Source organism: Maridesulfovibrio salexigens DSM 2638, assembly GCF_000023445.1.
Classification (GTDB): Bacteria; Desulfobacterota; Desulfovibrionia; order Desulfovibrionales; family Desulfovibrionaceae; genus Maridesulfovibrio; species Maridesulfovibrio salexigens.
The window spans coordinates 4,023,083-4,039,003 of record NC_012881.1; the positions used below are offsets into that span (position 1 = coordinate 4,023,083).

Annotated in this window: 14 protein-coding genes; 4 read left to right on the forward strand and 10 right to left on the reverse strand. The window is 42.7% G+C overall.

Annotation, left to right across the window (positions count from 1 at the left end):
* The first annotated feature begins 21 nt into the window (after positions 1-21).
* From DESAL_RS18340 to asnB, 4 genes are all read left to right on the forward strand, one after another.
* Positions 22-798, forward strand: a complete 777-nt coding sequence (locus DESAL_RS18340) for a type II secretory pathway component PulC-like protein (protein ID WP_015853462.1) — start codon at positions 22-24, stop codon at positions 796-798.
* 14 nt (positions 799-812) lie between these two features.
* Positions 813-2,024, forward strand: a complete 1,212-nt coding sequence (locus DESAL_RS18345) for a type II secretion system F family protein (protein ID WP_015853463.1) — start codon at positions 813-815, stop codon at positions 2,022-2,024.
* Positions 2,025-2,031: 7 nt separating this feature from the next.
* Entirely contained in the window at positions 2,032-3,030 is a 999-nt protein-coding gene (locus DESAL_RS18350; RefSeq protein ID WP_015853464.1) for a KpsF/GutQ family sugar-phosphate isomerase, read from the forward strand.
* A gap of 211 nt (positions 3,031-3,241) precedes the next feature.
* On the forward strand, positions 3,242-5,206 hold the full coding sequence (gene asnB / locus DESAL_RS18355; RefSeq protein WP_015853465.1) for an asparagine synthase (glutamine-hydrolyzing): 1,965 nt from the start codon (positions 3,242-3,244) through the stop codon (positions 5,204-5,206).
* 87 nt (positions 5,207-5,293) lie between these two features.
* Here the strand turns inward: asnB and DESAL_RS18360 are convergent, their stop codons facing one another.
* From DESAL_RS18360 to DESAL_RS18405, 10 genes are all read right to left on the reverse strand, one after another.
* A complete protein-coding gene (locus tag DESAL_RS18360; RefSeq protein WP_015853466.1) occupies positions 5,294-5,983 on the reverse strand; it encodes a metallophosphoesterase family protein in 690 nt (229 codons plus the stop codon).
* The gene (locus tag DESAL_RS18365; protein WP_015853467.1) at positions 5,964-6,938 is read right to left on the reverse strand and encodes an ATP-grasp domain-containing protein; all 975 of its coding nucleotides are present in this window, start codon (positions 6,936-6,938) and stop codon (positions 5,964-5,966) included. The genes DESAL_RS18360 and DESAL_RS18365 overlap by 20 nt, the downstream gene beginning before the upstream one ends.
* Position 6,939: 1 nt before the next feature.
* Entirely contained in the window at positions 6,940-7,788 is an 849-nt protein-coding gene (locus tag DESAL_RS18370) for an NAD-dependent epimerase/dehydratase family protein (protein ID WP_015853468.1), read from the reverse strand.
* On the reverse strand, positions 7,781-8,506 hold the full coding sequence (locus tag DESAL_RS18375; RefSeq protein WP_015853469.1) for a class I SAM-dependent methyltransferase: 726 nt from the start codon (positions 8,504-8,506) through the stop codon (positions 7,781-7,783). Before DESAL_RS18375 ends, DESAL_RS18370 begins: the two co-directional genes overlap by 8 nt.
* A gap of 73 nt (positions 8,507-8,579) precedes the next feature.
* Positions 8,580-9,284 carry a WbqC family protein gene (locus DESAL_RS18380; protein WP_015853470.1) on the reverse strand — a complete coding sequence of 235 codons (705 nt, stop codon included), beginning with the start codon at positions 9,282-9,284 and terminating at the stop codon, positions 8,580-8,582.
* 39 nt (positions 9,285-9,323) lie between these two features.
* The gene (locus tag DESAL_RS18385) at positions 9,324-10,259 is read right to left on the reverse strand and encodes a glycosyltransferase family 2 protein (RefSeq protein WP_015853471.1); all 936 of its coding nucleotides are present in this window, start codon (positions 10,257-10,259) and stop codon (positions 9,324-9,326) included.
* Between the two features lie 37 nt (positions 10,260-10,296).
* A complete protein-coding gene (locus DESAL_RS18390) occupies positions 10,297-11,388 on the reverse strand; it encodes a DegT/DnrJ/EryC1/StrS family aminotransferase (protein WP_015853472.1) in 1,092 nt (363 codons plus the stop codon).
* Positions 11,381-12,355 (reverse strand): Gfo/Idh/MocA family protein, encoded by a 975-nt coding sequence (locus tag DESAL_RS18395; protein ID WP_049760037.1) that lies wholly within the window; start codon positions 12,353-12,355, stop codon positions 11,381-11,383. The genes DESAL_RS18390 and DESAL_RS18395 overlap by 8 nt, the downstream gene beginning before the upstream one ends.
* 14 nt (positions 12,356-12,369) lie before the next feature.
* Complete coding sequence (locus DESAL_RS18400) at positions 12,370-13,797, reverse strand: NDP-hexose 2,3-dehydratase family protein (protein ID WP_015853474.1); 1,428 nt, start codon at positions 13,795-13,797, stop codon at positions 12,370-12,372.
* Between the two features lie 135 nt (positions 13,798-13,932).
* Positions 13,933-15,753 carry a hypothetical protein gene (locus DESAL_RS18405; RefSeq protein ID WP_015853475.1) on the reverse strand — a complete coding sequence of 607 codons (1,821 nt, stop codon included), beginning with the start codon at positions 15,751-15,753 and terminating at the stop codon, positions 13,933-13,935.
* Positions 15,754-15,921: the final 168 nt, after the last annotated feature.

A 15,921-nucleotide genomic window follows, 5' to 3' on the forward strand; every position in this document is an offset into this window, starting at 1 on the left:
CTTTTTAGGATATATTTTTATATGGAGCTGAAAGCCACCAAATTTCCGGCATGGCTGTGGCCGCTCGCATTCGGGCTGGCTACGGCTTATCTTGTGTCGTCCTTTATCCCGCTGCCTAAGCCGACAGCCCCTATTCTTGGACAATCATTTTCTTCTGACGCAGCCAGTAAGATCGAAAAAGATTCCCAGGTGATTCTTGAAAAAAATATTCTTGGATTGGACAACCCTTCTGAAATCAAGAAAAAAGCCACGGTAACACCCTCTACATGGATGCTTGTAGGAATCCTTACCGGGGATACCGATATGGCTGTTTTCAGGATAAAGAAGGAAACAGTTATCCTGCGCGAGGGAGAAGAGCACGAAGGCTGGACCCTTGCTGAAATCAAGCCTCAATACGTCATATGGAAATATGGACGTGAGCAAAAGAAAATCGCCATGTGGGATCAGGTTCAAAGCCTGAAGCTTGTCCGGGGTAAAGCCAACAAAATTACTGTCAACAAAGCTGAAGCCAAAGAAATACTTGAGGACCCCAATGCTTTCCTCAAACAAGCTTTATTCAAGCCCAACTCAAAGGGTGGTAAAACCCAAGGCTTCAAGGTTACAAACATCAGGACCAATTCCTTGCTTAAAAAGCTTGGTCTCGAAAATGGTGATGTACTCATGCGTATTAATGGAGAAATGATCACCGGACCTACCAAGCTGCTACAGGTATACGGTTCACTCGGTGGTGCTTCAGCTATATCCATTGATGTTGAACGCAAAGGACAGATGCTCTCCCTTATCGTTGAGCTTAAGTAGGGATGTGATCAGAAATGCCCACCTATCAATATCGCGCGGTCACCAAAGAAGGAAAAAAGAAAAAAGGTTTTGTTGAAGCCTCTTCCCAGTCCAGAGCATTTGCCACTTTACAGAGCAAAGGGCTTATGCCCCTGCGTCTTGAGCAGGTAAAATCCGGGCAAAAGGAAAAGAGCTCCACCAAATCCCTGACTTCCTCCATCTCCATGAGCGGCAAGATCAGGCTGGGTGAATCTTTCTACTATCTTGGCATTCTGATCCAAAGCGGAACCGCGCTGGCCCAGTCTCTGGATATGATGGCCCGTATGAGTGGAGGTAAAGCCAGTCACACGTGGATGGAAATTCGAGATGCTGTCCAATCAGGTGAAAGCTTCTCCTCCTGTCTCGGTAAATATCCTAAAATTTTTCCACAGGTATACGTGGGTATGGTTCAGGTTGCTGAATCAGTGGGTAAACTTGGCGATGTACTTGAAAACATCGCCAAGTACGAGGAAGAACGAGCCGAAGTAAGCGGACGACTCATGACCGCTATGGTTTATCCGGTGGTTATCCTGCTTATCGGTATGGGAGCGGTCTACTTCCTGCTTTCTGAAGTACTGCCTAAGATCACCGGTATATTCAAAGCCGCTAAAGGCGAACTGCCCACATCAACAAAGATTGTTGTGGCACTGGGCAACACCTTGGAAAATCTCGGCCCAATGGCCCTAATCATCCCCTTATGTATGATTTTTGCCTTTATCAGCGCCTACAAATCCGTACCTAAATTCCGGGAGAAGATTGACGGCCTGCTTTGGAAAATGCCGTTGATCCAGAAATCCACACTTGCCCGCTTTTCGGGTATTCTCGGTTTTCAGATTGATGCCGGTATTCCCCTTGTGCAGGGCATGGAAAGCTCTGCCAATGCGGTTAACTCAACATTTTTCAAAAAGAAAATGGCCGAAGCCCGTGAAGAGGTCGCCACAGGACGATCCCTTAGCGCAGTGCTTGCGGAACAAAAGATTTATCCCGATATTTACATCCTGACCCTTACTGCCGGACAAAAATCCGGTGAACTGGGCAAATTTCTACAACGAATGGGTACCATCTTCGAAAGGGATGTGGACAACTTCATGAAACGTGTAGTCGCATTGGCTGAGCCTATGCTGCTGCTTTTCATCGGCATGCTTATTGCCTTTATTGTTGTCGCCATCATGGGCCCGATCTTCGACCTCACATCGCTCGTAAAATAGGTAACAAATGACCGATAAACAACTTTCCGACTTCATTAAGCGGGGCAAGGAAGTTCTTCAAATTGAAGAAAACGGCCTCGCCTCCATACGCGAATCTCTCGACCTGAACTTTGCCAAGGCCGTAGAAATGCTTGCCGGCTGTAAAGGCAGGGTAATTATCACCGGACTGGGAAAGTCCGGTCTGGTGGGCCGCAAAATCGCTGCCACCATGTCCTCTACCGGCACACCGTCCTTTTTCCTGCATCCTGTTGAAGGAGCACACGGCGACCTCGGCATGGTAAGGACTGAAGACGTTGTAATATCCATCTCCAACAGCGGCGAAACAGATGAACTCAACGCCCTGCTTCCGGCGATCCGGTCTTTCGGCACCCAAATAATTTCCATCACTTCGGAAATTGAATCCACAATGGGACGACTCTCAGACATTGTAATCAAAACGAAAGTGCCCTGCGAAGCATGCTCACATGGCCTGGCACCGACTTCATCTACCACTGCAGCCCTTGCAATCGGTGATGCTCTGGCAGTCTGTCTCATGGACCACAAAGCCTTTGACAGTCAGGATTTTAAAAAATTTCATCCCGGCGGATCGCTGGGCCGCAGGTTAACCCTGTGCATCAGTGAACTCATGCACACCGACAACATCCCCGCAGCCGCTCAGGACGGAACCCTTGCCGAAGCACTGACAGTTCTCGACAAAGGAGGTCTGGGACTGGTTGCCCTGACAGATGGAGAAAAGCTTTCCGGTGTAATCACCGACGGCGATGTGCGCAGATTGGTCTGTTCCGGTAATTTCAATACGCAAATTTCCGCCCGTGAGGTCATGATCGAAAATCCCCTGCGCATCACACCGGACATGTCCGCAGCACAGGCGCTCGATATCATGGAATCCAAAGAGATCACCGTACTGCCCGTTGTAAACGAAGAAGGTATGCTCACAGGTATGATCCATCTGCATGACCTACTGGGCAAAGGCAGACTTAAATTTGCGGAGAACACACGCAGTTAAGCCTTCGGCGACCCTGCCGGGGGCCTTAAACCCTTTTGCAAAAGGGTTTAAGAATCCCAAAACCTTTTAGTAGTTTTATTTTGGGATAGCTTGTGAGGCCTGACATAGCTTAAATTAATAGCGGCGAAGCCCTAATAAAAGTTTTTGAAGAGTCCAGAGAAACTTTTTCCAAAAAGTTTCTTTGGCCCTCGGAGAGCCGCCGGAGGCAACAATGTGTGGAATCGCAGGTTTTATTGATCTTAACCGTTCATCTGATGCGAAACGCTTGGAGCGTATTGCCCGTAAAATGGGTGATGCTCAGAACATGCGCGGCCCGGACGGTTCCGGGCAATGGTCCGACCCGGAATGGGGTGTAGGCCTTGATCACCGCCGCCTTGCTATCATTGACCTGACCGAAGAAGGCGTGCAGCCCATGCACTCCAAATCAGGCCGCTATGTCACCGTCTACAACGGCGAAATCTACAATTACCGCGACTTGCGTGCAGAACTTGAACAATCCGAAGGATTTCCGGGCTGGCGCGGCCATTCTGATACCGAGGTCATGCTTGAGGCTGTTGAGCAATGGGGCTTTGAAGAAGCCCTGAAAAGATTCAGCGGCATGTTCGCCATTGCCATCTGGGACCGCAAAGAACACTACCTGCTGCTTGCCCGCGACCGCATGGGTGAAAAACCGCTCTACTATTCCATGCAGGGTGGCAATTTCCTATTCGGCTCAGAGCTTAAAGCACTCATGGGCTATAAAAAATATTTCAACCGCGAAGTAGACCGCGACTCACTGGCCGCTTACCTGCGCTATTGCTACGTTCCCGGCCCGCGCACGATATTTAAAGATACTTTTTCCCTGATGCCCGGAACATGGACCTGTTTACGTCCAGACGGGGAACTCACGGAACCCCGGCCTTACTGGTCCCTGCTGGACTGCGCCCGCGAAGCCGAGAACAAAATTTTCACCGCCCCGGACGAAGCAATTGTCGACACACTGGAAGACCTGCTACTCAAAGTAATTGAACGGGAAATGATCTCCGATGTACCTTTAGGAGCTTTCCTTTCAGGCGGGGTAGATTCCTCGCTGATCGTAGCCCTGATGCAGCAGTGCGCTCTGGCTCCAGTCAAAACCTTCACCATCGGCTTTGATGATGAAGCATACAATGAAGCGAAAGATGCCAAGGCCGTAGCCAAGCATATAGGTACCGAACACACCGAACTGTACGTTTCTCCGCAAGACGCACTGGATATAATCCCCCAGATTCCTCAAATCTGGGACCAGCCTTTTTCCGATTCCTCGCAGATTCCTACCCACCTTGTCTCGCGCATGACCCGAGAACACGTGACCGTGTCCCTGTCCGGAGATGGCGGAGATGAACTTTTCGCAGGCTACAACCGCCACGTCAGAGGCTGCTCACTATGGCACAAGCTGGAGAATGTTCCCGCGCCTCTGCGTAAAATTGGCGCAAGGATGATTTCCAATATTTCGCCACAGAGCTGGAACAAAGTATTCAAGATGTACGGTCCGTTTCTGCCGCCAGCCTTACAGATGCGCCTCCCCGGTCAAAAACTGCATAAGCTTGCCGATGTGATGGGGGCTTCATCCGCATCTGATTACTACCGGGACCTAACCTCCATCTGGCTCAATCCAGAGGCCGTAGTACGCAATGCAACAGAATTCCGGGGCCCGTTCCAGCAGCCCAACTCACAGCCTCCGCAGGATAATCTGACAGCATGGATGCAATTCATGGATGCGGCCAACTACATGGTCGATGACATCCTGACCAAAGTTGACCGGGCAGCTATGGGCATCAGCCTAGAGACCCGTGCACCATTTCTAGATCACGAAATCGTAGAATTTTCCCAGCGTCTGCCTATGCATCTGCGTATCAACAATGGACAGGGCAAACATATTTTACGCGAAATTTTGTATAAATACGTGCCGCAGGAAATGATCGAACGTCCGAAAATGGGCTTCGGCGTTCCCATAGACAGCTGGCTGCGCGGACCGTTACGCGGATGGGCCGAAGAATTGCTGGCCCCGGACAGATTGGATCGAGAAGGATATTTTAATACCGGTCATGTGCGCCTCGCTTGGAACGAACACATGACCGGCATAAAAGATAACCAGTACAAAATCTGGAGTGTGCTCATGTTTCAGAGCTGGTGTGAGAAGTGGGAGATACGATAAAGAAAGTAGAAGAAGTTTGCAAGAAAGGTTCATTATGTCAGTTCGCATTCAACAAAAAAATGCAAACCACAATAATGTCGTAATCAATTAATCAGTATCTTTTTCTGCCCATTGCAATCTGCTGGCGCCAGTCATCAAACACCCATAATAGTAGCCGCTGAATCCTGCTTTTTCCATCAACCTACCAACTTTACCAATATCGTACGAAACCCGATGAAGAGAGAACTCGTTCCCATCAAAAACGGCAAAAGCGGCATGTGGGTTTAAATCTCTCGGTTGACCAACAGACCCTGGGTTGCAATATATTTTGTCCAACTCTTCAAATCTTACAACCTGTTGCACATGCGTATGCCCTGAAGCAAAAAAGCGCCCTTCGATACGTGAAAAATAATCGCGCTCAGGAATAAGATATTCGTCAATAGGATCAGCCCATCCACCATGAACCATAAAAATATTATCTATTTCGTGAAACACTGGGAAAGAGGATAGCCATCGCAAATTTTCTTTTGTTATAATTTTCCTTTGATATCCCAGGCAGTCGTTAACGCTTTTTGACCTGGGGCAAAAACTTTTTGCCACAAAATACCAGTCATGATTTCCCATTACACATAAAATATTCCGACGCTGAAGCTCCTCACAACATTCATTAATCTGCGAATAATACCCAACCACATCGCCAAGACAATATATTTCCGTAATCCCCATGAAATCAAGACGAGCTAAAACTTCTTTTAAAGCAACATAATTACCATGAATATCAGAAATTATCCCGATCATAAAATATTTTATCCTCAATATATCGTACAGCCTCTCCTCTTAAGATCTTTGGCTGTACCGGAAGTTTACCGTCAAGAAAATAATCAACACTCATAACTGACTCGTTGTATCCAAACGCTGTACGTATGGATGTCGCAGATGACACCCTAGGATTAATTTCTAACAATTTCAAACAACCATCGGCCTCTTCTCGAAATTGAAAATTAGTAGGACCTACTGGCTTAAAAATATCCCCAAGTTTACACAACGCTTTCTCCATACCGGAAACCTCAGCAACCTGAGCCTTTTCCGTGAACCCTTCTTTGGAAAGCTTGCGCCGCAAAGTCATATGGCAGCACAACTCGCTACTCTTTGAAAAAAAAGCTGATGTTGTATATTCCAATTCCTGCGTTCCTACAATTGCTTGGGCCATAAGATCCTGACCAAATGCATCACTGAACTGCCCAAAAATATTTTGAGAGCCCACTTCAACAATCCCCCTAGAAGCATAGCCACGTCTAGGTTTAAGAAGAAAAGGCAACCCAAATGCTCCAACAAGCTCATCAAAACTACCAGAAAGTCGTGATTCAATCGCATACTCAGGAGCTCTTTCTTGGAGCCTTTTAAAAAAATTCCATTTATCACCACACAAAGAGACAAGCTCGGGATTGTTCAAAAGACAAAAAGATCCTGATTTCTCAATCAGCTCTCGGTGCTCTCTCCAGTGGAACATATCTATTTCAATACTTGGAATAGCCAAGTCAACGTTGTGCTTTTTAAGAGTAGCACACAACCACTCAATATAACCATCTTCATAAGTCATTGGCGCAAGTTCGAAAGTATCACAAAACGCAGGCGCTACTGAATCATTGTAAGCAGCAATCCCTATAAGTTTATAACAATCGACCTTTCGTAGGGACCGCAAAATACCATACCCCACTATCCCACTAGCCCCACTAACAAGTATTGTTTTCATCCTAATTATCCTGTTGATGACGTGCTAACAATTTCATCCCCTGCTCCATATTTATACGAGGAAAATAATTTATCAGATCGTACAATTCTGTGGAAGTGTTAAAAATAGTATCTGGAATTTCAGCTTTATCCGAAAGAAAAAAAACATTTTCGGAATGACCGAATGCTCGTTGGGCTGCTTTCGCAACATCACTGAGGCGACAGTTTTCCGGAAAACTTGCATCATATACACCTAAAATTTTTTTTTCAAAAACTTTGCAAATTATTTTAACAACATCATATACATGCATATAGTTACGAAGAGCATCGTTGTTACCATAAATTTCAATACTCTTTCCAAGTTCTGCATTTTTAGCCATCATATAAACCAAAGGTTGATGGACAGAAAAAATACCCTGGCTATCGTATATTTGCGGAAAACGAATGATCGTCAACGGAACACTATAATTAGCACAGTAACAGCGAATCAACTCTTCCGCATAGCGCTTTGAAATAGAATAGGCTCCGTAGTAAGGAGAATTATGATCAAGAAAAACATATTGTGTTGAAACATGTATAACATGCTTCGCCTCAGCCTTTCTCGAAGCAGCGCAAACCTTTAAAGCACCGAGAGCGTTTACATGAGCTACATTTAAAAAATCTTGATCTGTCTCTACCTTGGAAAGTGCCGCAAGATTTACAACACAATCCACATTTTTGGGTAAACTTATTTGAACATCACCCAAAAGGTCACATCTCACATCACAGGCTGAACGCCCCATAGAAAACGGGTTATGACCACATGAAATAAGATATGGTAGCAAATACTGCGCAACAGCTGAACGGCCACCCACAACTGCGATATCAGACATCAATACGTCCCTCTGCGAGAAGACCACAGCAGAGTTCAGGATAATCGATTCCTATTTTACACAATCCCTCAATGACTTTATCATCAAGGTTCAATGATAATATTTGCGCGGTTGTAAATGGCTTCAGGTAGAGGCCTTCCATCCGCTCAACTACATACCCAGCATCGTTCATTTCCTGCTTAAGACTTTCGACAGAATAAAGTTTCTTATGCCCTAAATCTAAATCGTTTTGCGTCAACTTATATATATCATCAAGAAAACCAGCATAATTACCAAGTCTTCTGTTCATAGACAGAGCATTCGGAACAGATACGAAAATTCGCCCGCCATCCACTAAAAACTTCTTAAATCTTTTTAGAACTAAAACGGGATCTTCAAGATGTTCCAAAATAAAACCAAAAATGATCACATCATATTTCTTATCTGTTTCAAAATCCTCGAACAAAGCATTTATAATTTCCACTTCAGTATTAGGATTTCTTCTATGAAAATTATCAATAACAGCGCTTGATCCCTCAACAACGACATGCTCATCAAATATTTTGGAGAAAAGAGGAGAGGTATAACCATGCCCAAGCCCAAGCTCCAAAAGAGATCCCCCTTTATTGCACAACTCAGCGACTCGCCGGGGATACCAGTTTAACAACACCTTGTTGTCAAAATCATATTCCCTGCCCCCTTCATAGGAAATAACAAATTTATCCAATTCACTATTCACAAAAACACCATTTTCCGTGAGTTAAAGGTTGATGCCTTATCAAAAACATCATTCTCGCCAAGGAGAGGCTCTCTTACGAGACGATTCTATAATCGTTAAACATATCAATAACGATATCACGAGAATTATTCATCAAAATATCTACTATCGACAATCCTGGGACAAAAGAAGAAACCGTTTGCGGATACTCTGGAAAATCACTCTCCAAAAAACGCAATTCAATTCCTTGTCTCGAAAAAGAATCATGAGAATATAAATGCCTTCCAGCAGAAACATTTAGATACATTTTAGCTTTACATTTCCTCGCTATTTCTAACACCCGACTTTCGCCATTAAATATTTGAGTATCAGAAAAACTGCCAGACGATGTTACAAAATTTAATTCTATACCAAGATATTTATACACCGAAGAAATTGAATCAATTGCAAGAGAAGAAAGTTTAACATTTTGTTCAAAAAAAACAGACTCAACCAACGGAAATACGTCTTCAAAAAACGGAGATTTACCGTAAGACTGCCTTAAGGATTTTAAAAATTTTACGACCCACTTATCGCTGAGACTAACATATATTTCATTTATTTTTTTATTTGGACTTGCTTTTATAACAGGAACAGTAAAAAAACTAGGAGTGCCACTAATAAGCAATCTATTTCTATTTATCCACCCTCCTTTAATATAATTCACATCATCATAAAATACGATGCTATCAGTAGCTTGTATTAAATGGAAATAGCCCAAGTATGGGAATATATATGGCTGCATAATAGACAGATTCATAAAAAGCACCTTATTGCGGGTAAAATATGAATATTTTTTTTACTCTGAATCTTGCACAATAAACTTAGGACGTTCTCTAGACGATTCATGAATCCGCAACACATACTCTCCAATTATGCCCAACATAAGTAATATTTGTCCACCTACACCTAAAATTGTTACCATAATTGCAGCCCAACCCAAATACGGGGTCTCACCAAAGAGCCAGCTAACAAAAATAGCAAAAGCATATAAATACCCCAGTAAAGCAAGCCCCGCACCGATGATTGACATTGCCCGAAGAGGCAAAGTTGTCGAATCCAAAATCAAATCTATAAACAAGCTAATCCGTTTAGTAAGGGTCCATCCGCTCTTACCATGCTTTCTCTCTTTACGTTCATACGGAATAATTGCAGTAGGAAAACCCAACCACATTATTTCTCCTTGGAAGAAGTGGTGCCTACCTTTAAAAGAAAGAAGTAAATCTTTAGCCCGTCGACTTACAAGATAAAAATCAAACCCACCCTTTGGAATATTTGGATTAGCAGATCTAGCAATCTTATAGGCAATTCTAGAAAGAATAGAAGAGAGGAAACCATCAGCTCTACTTTTACGCGTAGCAGCCACAATTTCACAACCTGCCTCCCATTTATTTAGCATCTCAGGAATTAATGTAATTGGGTCTTGCAGGTCAGCCGAAATTGTTACAACAACATCACCATCGGTAAAATTGAACCCTGCTAAATTAGCACTTGCTTGCCCAAAATTACGAGATAATTTAACTATTTTTATATCATCATACTGCTTTCTAAGTTCTTGCAACACTTTCCACGAATCATCTTTTGACCCATCATCAACGAACACAATTTCAAAATCATATTGATTGAAAGACTTCTTATGTTCGTCATGCAACTGAGCACAAGTTTCAATTAATGACCCTTCATTATTGTATACAGGAACTACAATGCTTACCTTTTTTATATTGTCAGAGCCCATTATTCGTATATCCTATCTTTACTGAATTTTTTTTTAGTTATTTCTTCAAAGTTTCCGCTATAATCTCAACCACACGCCTAATCTTCTCATCGCCAAGCTCCCAAAAAAGCGGCAGCGCCAGAATGCGAGGTGAAATGTCTTCTGAAATAGGAGCAGGCTGATAATCAACTATTTTACTAAACGTATTAACTGAAGGGTAAAAATAGCGGCGAGGATACAAATTTTGGTCGTTTAATTTCTGAACCACATCGAGTAAAGTCGGCTCATTTTCAAAAATTACAGTAAAATATGATGAGTTATGAACACCGACCTTACACCTCTGAAAAGAAACTCCCGGAAGATTCCCCAGCAACTCCTTGTAAAGCGCATACCCCTCTTTACGAGCAGAAAAAACCTCATCGTAATACTTTAGGTTGGCCAAACCTAATGCTGCATGAATCTCGGTCAATTTTCCATTACAACCATCTTCCACAATCTGACCTTGAGCATCATGCCCGAAAAAACGGATCCTGCGCAATTTTTCAAATAGTCCAGAATCAGTCGTAATGCACCCGCCTCCTTCACCAGTATTAAACAACTTGGTCGCATGAAAGCTTGTAGCTGATATATCACCGTAATCTAGAACACTTTTCTCCTCTACCTTGGAACCAATTGCATGGGCGGCATCATAGATCACTTTAAGACCGTGCTTCTTGGCAATAGCCTCAATCTTATCAACATCACACGGAACACCGAAAACGTGAACCGGCATAATAGCAACAGTCTTATCAGTTATAAGGGCTTCAATTTTATCAGGATCAATATTAAGTGTTTCCGGATCAATATCACAAAAAACAGGACTGCAACCTTCCCATTTAATCGCACTGACTGTAGCCACCCATGTAAACGGAGATGTAATAATCTCGCCTTTCAATTCGAGCGCTTTTATCGCCAGCTGAAGGGCAACAGTACCGTTCGTAACAGCTACAAGATGTTGCAAACCAAGCTTGGCTTGCAGATCTTTTTCTAACTGCTGTACCAAAGGCCCATTGTGGGTAAGGATCCCACTTTCCCAGACACCTTCAAGAATCTTAGTATACTCATGAAGAGGTGCCAACGATGGCTTGGTAACATAGGTAGCTTTAGTCATTGATATTTTTCTCCCTAATCTCCTGAAGAAGTCTGGCTTGAGTTACAGACTCTCTGTAGACTATCTCCAGCCCTTCAGAACATTCAGCAGTCAGACGGTGAAAATGCATGAGCATGTTTTTAAAATGGTCATCTGCAGGCAATTCAATTAATTCTGTACCTGCTGAAGTTGATAGTTCAATTACAGGCTTCACTCTCGGAGGAGCTGTAAAAATTCTATTAGTAAACAGCTTCCCTTTTGACCCCCAGAGCTCAAGACTGCACTGGTAGTGATGATCAAAGCCAAAAGCTATCTCGGAAAACAACGGCCCATTGTTTTGCTTAATAAAAGCACCGCCCCAGGTATCAACTCCGCGTTGTGGATCAAAAAAAAGTCTAGCTGAACCAACAGACACATCGTCACCCAAAAAAAATTGCGAAATTTTAGTAGGATAGGCTCCTGCATCCAGAAGAGCACCTCCTCCAAGTTCTTTCTGGTACCGGATGTTCTCAGCATCTTTAAACGGTGGGAACCCGAAAGAGCTGCGCACACAACGCAAATCACCGATACGCCCATCAGCAACAAGGTCAAGGATGGTCTTCAGTTGCGAGTGACGTTGAAACTGAAAATTTTCCAGAATTACGAGTTTATTCTTTCTTGCCAGATCCACCAGTTCACTGGTTTCAGCCAAAGAACAAGCTAAAGGCTTTTCCACCAGCACATGCAAACCGCGCAACAAGGCTTTCTTTGCATATTTGTAATGAAGCGAAGGCGGCAGGGGAATATAAACAGCATCCAGACCCTTTTCAGTCAGCAGACTGTCATAGCCTACAAAATAATTGCAATTAAACTGTCCTGCTATCTCGGTCACAGAATCTTTATTGCGACTTGCAATACCTGCCAGTTCATAATCCCCTTCAAGTCCAAGCAACGCGGGTATTACTGACCTGACAGCGATGCTAGCTGTTCCGAGGACTCCAATTCTCAATACTTTTCTCATAATTATGTAAAAGGTAAAGCCGCAATGAGGCTTCTAATTTGAATGTTTAGATAATTATTGAACTTAAGAAAGCGATGCAATTGATTAAGCGTCATCCATATATAAGTCGGTGGGAGCTCCTCTGGGAAATCATCAGCAGCAAGAATAACAATATTACGATTCATCTCCTGATAGAAACGTCCTCCCTCTTCAGATTGCATTACATCAAGTACAATATTCTGCTCTTTGGCATTGAGCACATATTCCAAAAAAGGTAGTATCTTAATTGAATTTATATAATTACCGGTGAGACATTGTACTGTGGGGGCAAGCTCGATGATATCATGATTTCCACACTCAAGCTTGGCCTGAACAATAAAATGCAACACTCCATTAATTTTTTTGCATACTAAAGCACAAATGCCACTTTGCATCGGGTGTATCATAGGCTGATCCCAGCATCCGACCTCCCTGCCTTCTATTGCAACAGAAACAGCGATCACTTCAAAATATTTATCTTCCTTGTGGTGAATCCTATCATTACGTACAACCCAATCCTGCACCTCTGGCAAAGGAATCCGTTCTACATCAAGGTCATAAATACTTTTCAAATGTGTCAAGAAAGTAATAATTTCTTCCTCTGTATGGACAGCAGGTTCAATAGAGAGAGTAGAGTTAAGGAATTCATCTTTAGGAGCGGAATGACCATTGCCTCGCAACAAGTAGGACACAAGATCACAGGTATCACTTTCGAAAGAACCGTATGTTATTCCGGAAACAACAGTACGTGTATCCATATTAACAACATTTTCATAATGCATGAGCTTTTTAAGCTGCCACAATGTGAGCCAGATGAAATTCTTTTTAACAGGAATATCTTCATCAATTCTAATTATGATGTTCCGATTTCTTTTTCTTAAAAAACGTGCTCCCTGCTCGGATTGCAACTGATCCACTAAAATCTGTTCAGGAGTTGCCTCCCTGAAATGATCAAGATATTCAGGCTTATTGCCTTTATGGACTTGGGTATAATTACTCCGGGTAGCCTGTAGGGTGGGTGATAATTGAACCTTATTTAAATTACCAGGCTCTATCTTGGCTTGAACCAAAAAATGCAGGACCCCATCGAATTCCTTGGTAATAAATCCCAAGTATCCTATTTCAGGCTGGTTAATTATCGGCTGGTCCCACTTACCGCCACCGTCCCAATTGGTCTGCACACGAATGCCATCAATTGAAAAAAAACGCCCGGTATTGTGCTGCAAGCGCCCATTGTCAGCTATTGACCATGACTGAAGACGGTCAAAACTTGTCTTTTCCACAGTAACATCGACAGCATCAGCCTGAGCTTTAACCCACTTAAGCACGTAATCAATATCACCAGAAATGCCATCTTTGGCCAACGCGCTTTTCAAGAAAAGCAAATTGCTATGTTTGAACATTCTTCGCATTGAATCAATATAACCTTAATTATCCCATTATTTTAGACACATATACACCACAGACATTAGACACAATATACTTTTTTTTCTAAAGCTTCAATGTTACTAAAAATACTAAGCAAGGATCATCAGAGCAACAACAGACTATTTACTAATCGGCAGGTAAGGACCTTCTAAATAGTAATTTAATCGCTTGCCTTCCCTGGAGTTGTTATAATTCCCCAAATCAATTTCAACGAAATTTTCAGATTTCTGAACATGCATTTCAAGACACTCTCTAATGGGCAGAAAGAGGTCTCCTCCCCGAAGAATATAAACCCGCTCGTTGAGGGAAATAGTCTCAGATTTGAAAGTCCGACATGTGTAATCAACAGTTTGCTCTGAAGCCCAAAGCGAACCATAAGCTTTAGCACCTACCGCAGCAGGGAGCCCCGGAGAGACCGGATAAATGAAAATTTTATCATGTGAAAAATCAAAGCCGACGCTCAATAGACCGTCCTGCATCCTATCTATTAATTCAGCACGTTCATCATCAATCAAAATACCCTTCAGAAACACGCTTTCATTAGATAAAGAAGTCTGCTCCTCCAGAGGAGGAGCCCTGTAATACTCTTTAAAGTTATAGCTGTACTGGGAAGCAACACACAAGGTCGCACAAAAAAACACATTTATCCCCAAAAACAGCTTTACCCGTTTCCCAACCCCAGTGCAGACCAAAAACAATACAACACAGACGATCGCTATCAATCCGGCTGTATTGTGCATATGAAAGGCCAGATGAAGAGTCGTCCCGGCTGACATTCCTAAAGTGGCGAAGAATACAACAACAAATAAAACAATTTCCTTTCGCAAAGACTGGTCAATCCGGCCTGCACACTTAAATCTGTATACAAAAACAGAAAAGCATAAGGCACACATATAAAGCATAACCTTTGCTCTGGGATGATCAATTGTAGTAGAAATTATTTTATTTATGGGCAACCCGAAAACTGTTTTGGAATACACAAATTCAGGAAATAACCTAACTTCACTAACAGAAAAGAAGTAAACGGCAGATAAACCAACAACAATCAAAAGCAGAACGACGTTGTTTTTGTACTTCTTTTCAGAATGTTCAGCGTAGAATAAGCCAGCTAGGATTGGGATACAAAACAGACACAAATAAAATGCAGAGTTAACTAAGTCCCTAACATGCCTCATTAAAACTTTAGGCAAATAATATATACCGGAACCGCCTGTAGCTTTATAAGAGCTTACAACTGCGTCCAGATCAGCGCGAATAAGCAAATAATAAACAACACATCCGGCAGTTACCCCCAGCACAGAGCAAGCGCTGGAAGGCACAATACCTTTCTTACCATTTATAAAATAGTAGCAGCATGGAAACAGTATAATTCCCCCCAGCACGAACGCCATGCCAGTCGGGGCTTTCGACATAAACGCAAGTGCAACAGCGCACATATTCAAAGCAGAAACCCCAAAATATAACCAAAAGCTTTTGTTGCGTGATAAATAAATCAAAAAGGATGTCGCCCACATGTAAGCTGCAAAGCCGGCATATGAATTATATGAAGGTATGGCATATAAAACCAGAGACAATTGCGCACATAAGACTGCCGAAAACAGCGTTATCTTTGTTTTGATACTTGTATCTAAACGCTGAGAACCGTCATTGTAATAAAAAAAAACTCCGCAACAAATAAGTATGGACTCCACAATGAACTTAATAAAAAGAAGGACTCTGTACGACAATAAATTCTGTCCAAAGATAGTACCGTATAAATTTGAAATATAGTACCATTGTTGGTTTGTTATTAAATTTTTACCTGCAAGAGACAAGTAGGCTGCAAGACCTTCATCAGAAAGATCAAAATAATGCTGATAAGACACAAAAGACATAGCACAGCACAAAAGCAAGAAAAACAGAGACAAAAGAATCAGATTATATTTTTTCAAAAAGTTCATTGTTCTCATAGATATATATCATTTTTTTGCAATGAAATTGCCTTTAATTATGTATAAAACTAAACAAATTACGAGCAATCCCCCCATAAGTCAATGCAGCAGCAGACATATCACTTATCAATATTGACACACCCCCAAAGCCGCAAGTAATGTCCGCAATTACTTGGA

Coding starts and splice junctions, on each gene's coding strand:
- DESAL_RS18340 (WP_015853462.1), top strand. CDS start 22: ATGGAGCTGAAAGCCACCAAATTTCCGGCATGGCTGTGGCCGCTCGCA.
- DESAL_RS18345 (WP_015853463.1), top strand. CDS start 813: ATGCCCACCTATCAATATCGCGCGGTCACCAAAGAAGGAAAAAAGAAA.
- DESAL_RS18350 (WP_015853464.1), top strand. CDS start 2,032: ATGACCGATAAACAACTTTCCGACTTCATTAAGCGGGGCAAGGAAGTT.
- asnB (WP_015853465.1), top strand. CDS start 3,242: ATGTGTGGAATCGCAGGTTTTATTGATCTTAACCGTTCATCTGATGCG.
- DESAL_RS18360 (WP_015853466.1), bottom strand. CDS start 5,983: ATGATCGGGATAATTTCTGATATTCATGGTAATTATGTTGCTTTAAAA.
- DESAL_RS18365 (WP_015853467.1), bottom strand. CDS start 6,938: ATGAAAACAATACTTGTTAGTGGGGCTAGTGGGATAGTGGGGTATGGT.
- DESAL_RS18370 (WP_015853468.1), bottom strand. CDS start 7,788: ATGTCTGATATCGCAGTTGTGGGTGGCCGTTCAGCTGTTGCGCAGTAT.
- DESAL_RS18380 (WP_015853470.1), bottom strand. CDS start 9,284: ATGAATCTGTCTATTATGCAGCCATATATATTCCCATACTTGGGCTAT.
- DESAL_RS18385 (WP_015853471.1), bottom strand. CDS start 10,259: ATGGGCTCTGACAATATAAAAAAGGTAAGCATTGTAGTTCCTGTATAC.
- DESAL_RS18390 (WP_015853472.1), bottom strand. CDS start 11,388: ATGACTAAAGCTACCTATGTTACCAAGCCATCGTTGGCACCTCTTCAT.
- DESAL_RS18400 (WP_015853474.1), bottom strand. CDS start 13,797: ATGCGAAGAATGTTCAAACATAGCAATTTGCTTTTCTTGAAAAGCGCG.
- DESAL_RS18405 (WP_015853475.1), bottom strand. CDS start 15,753: ATGAACTTTTTGAAAAAATATAATCTGATTCTTTTGTCTCTGTTTTTC.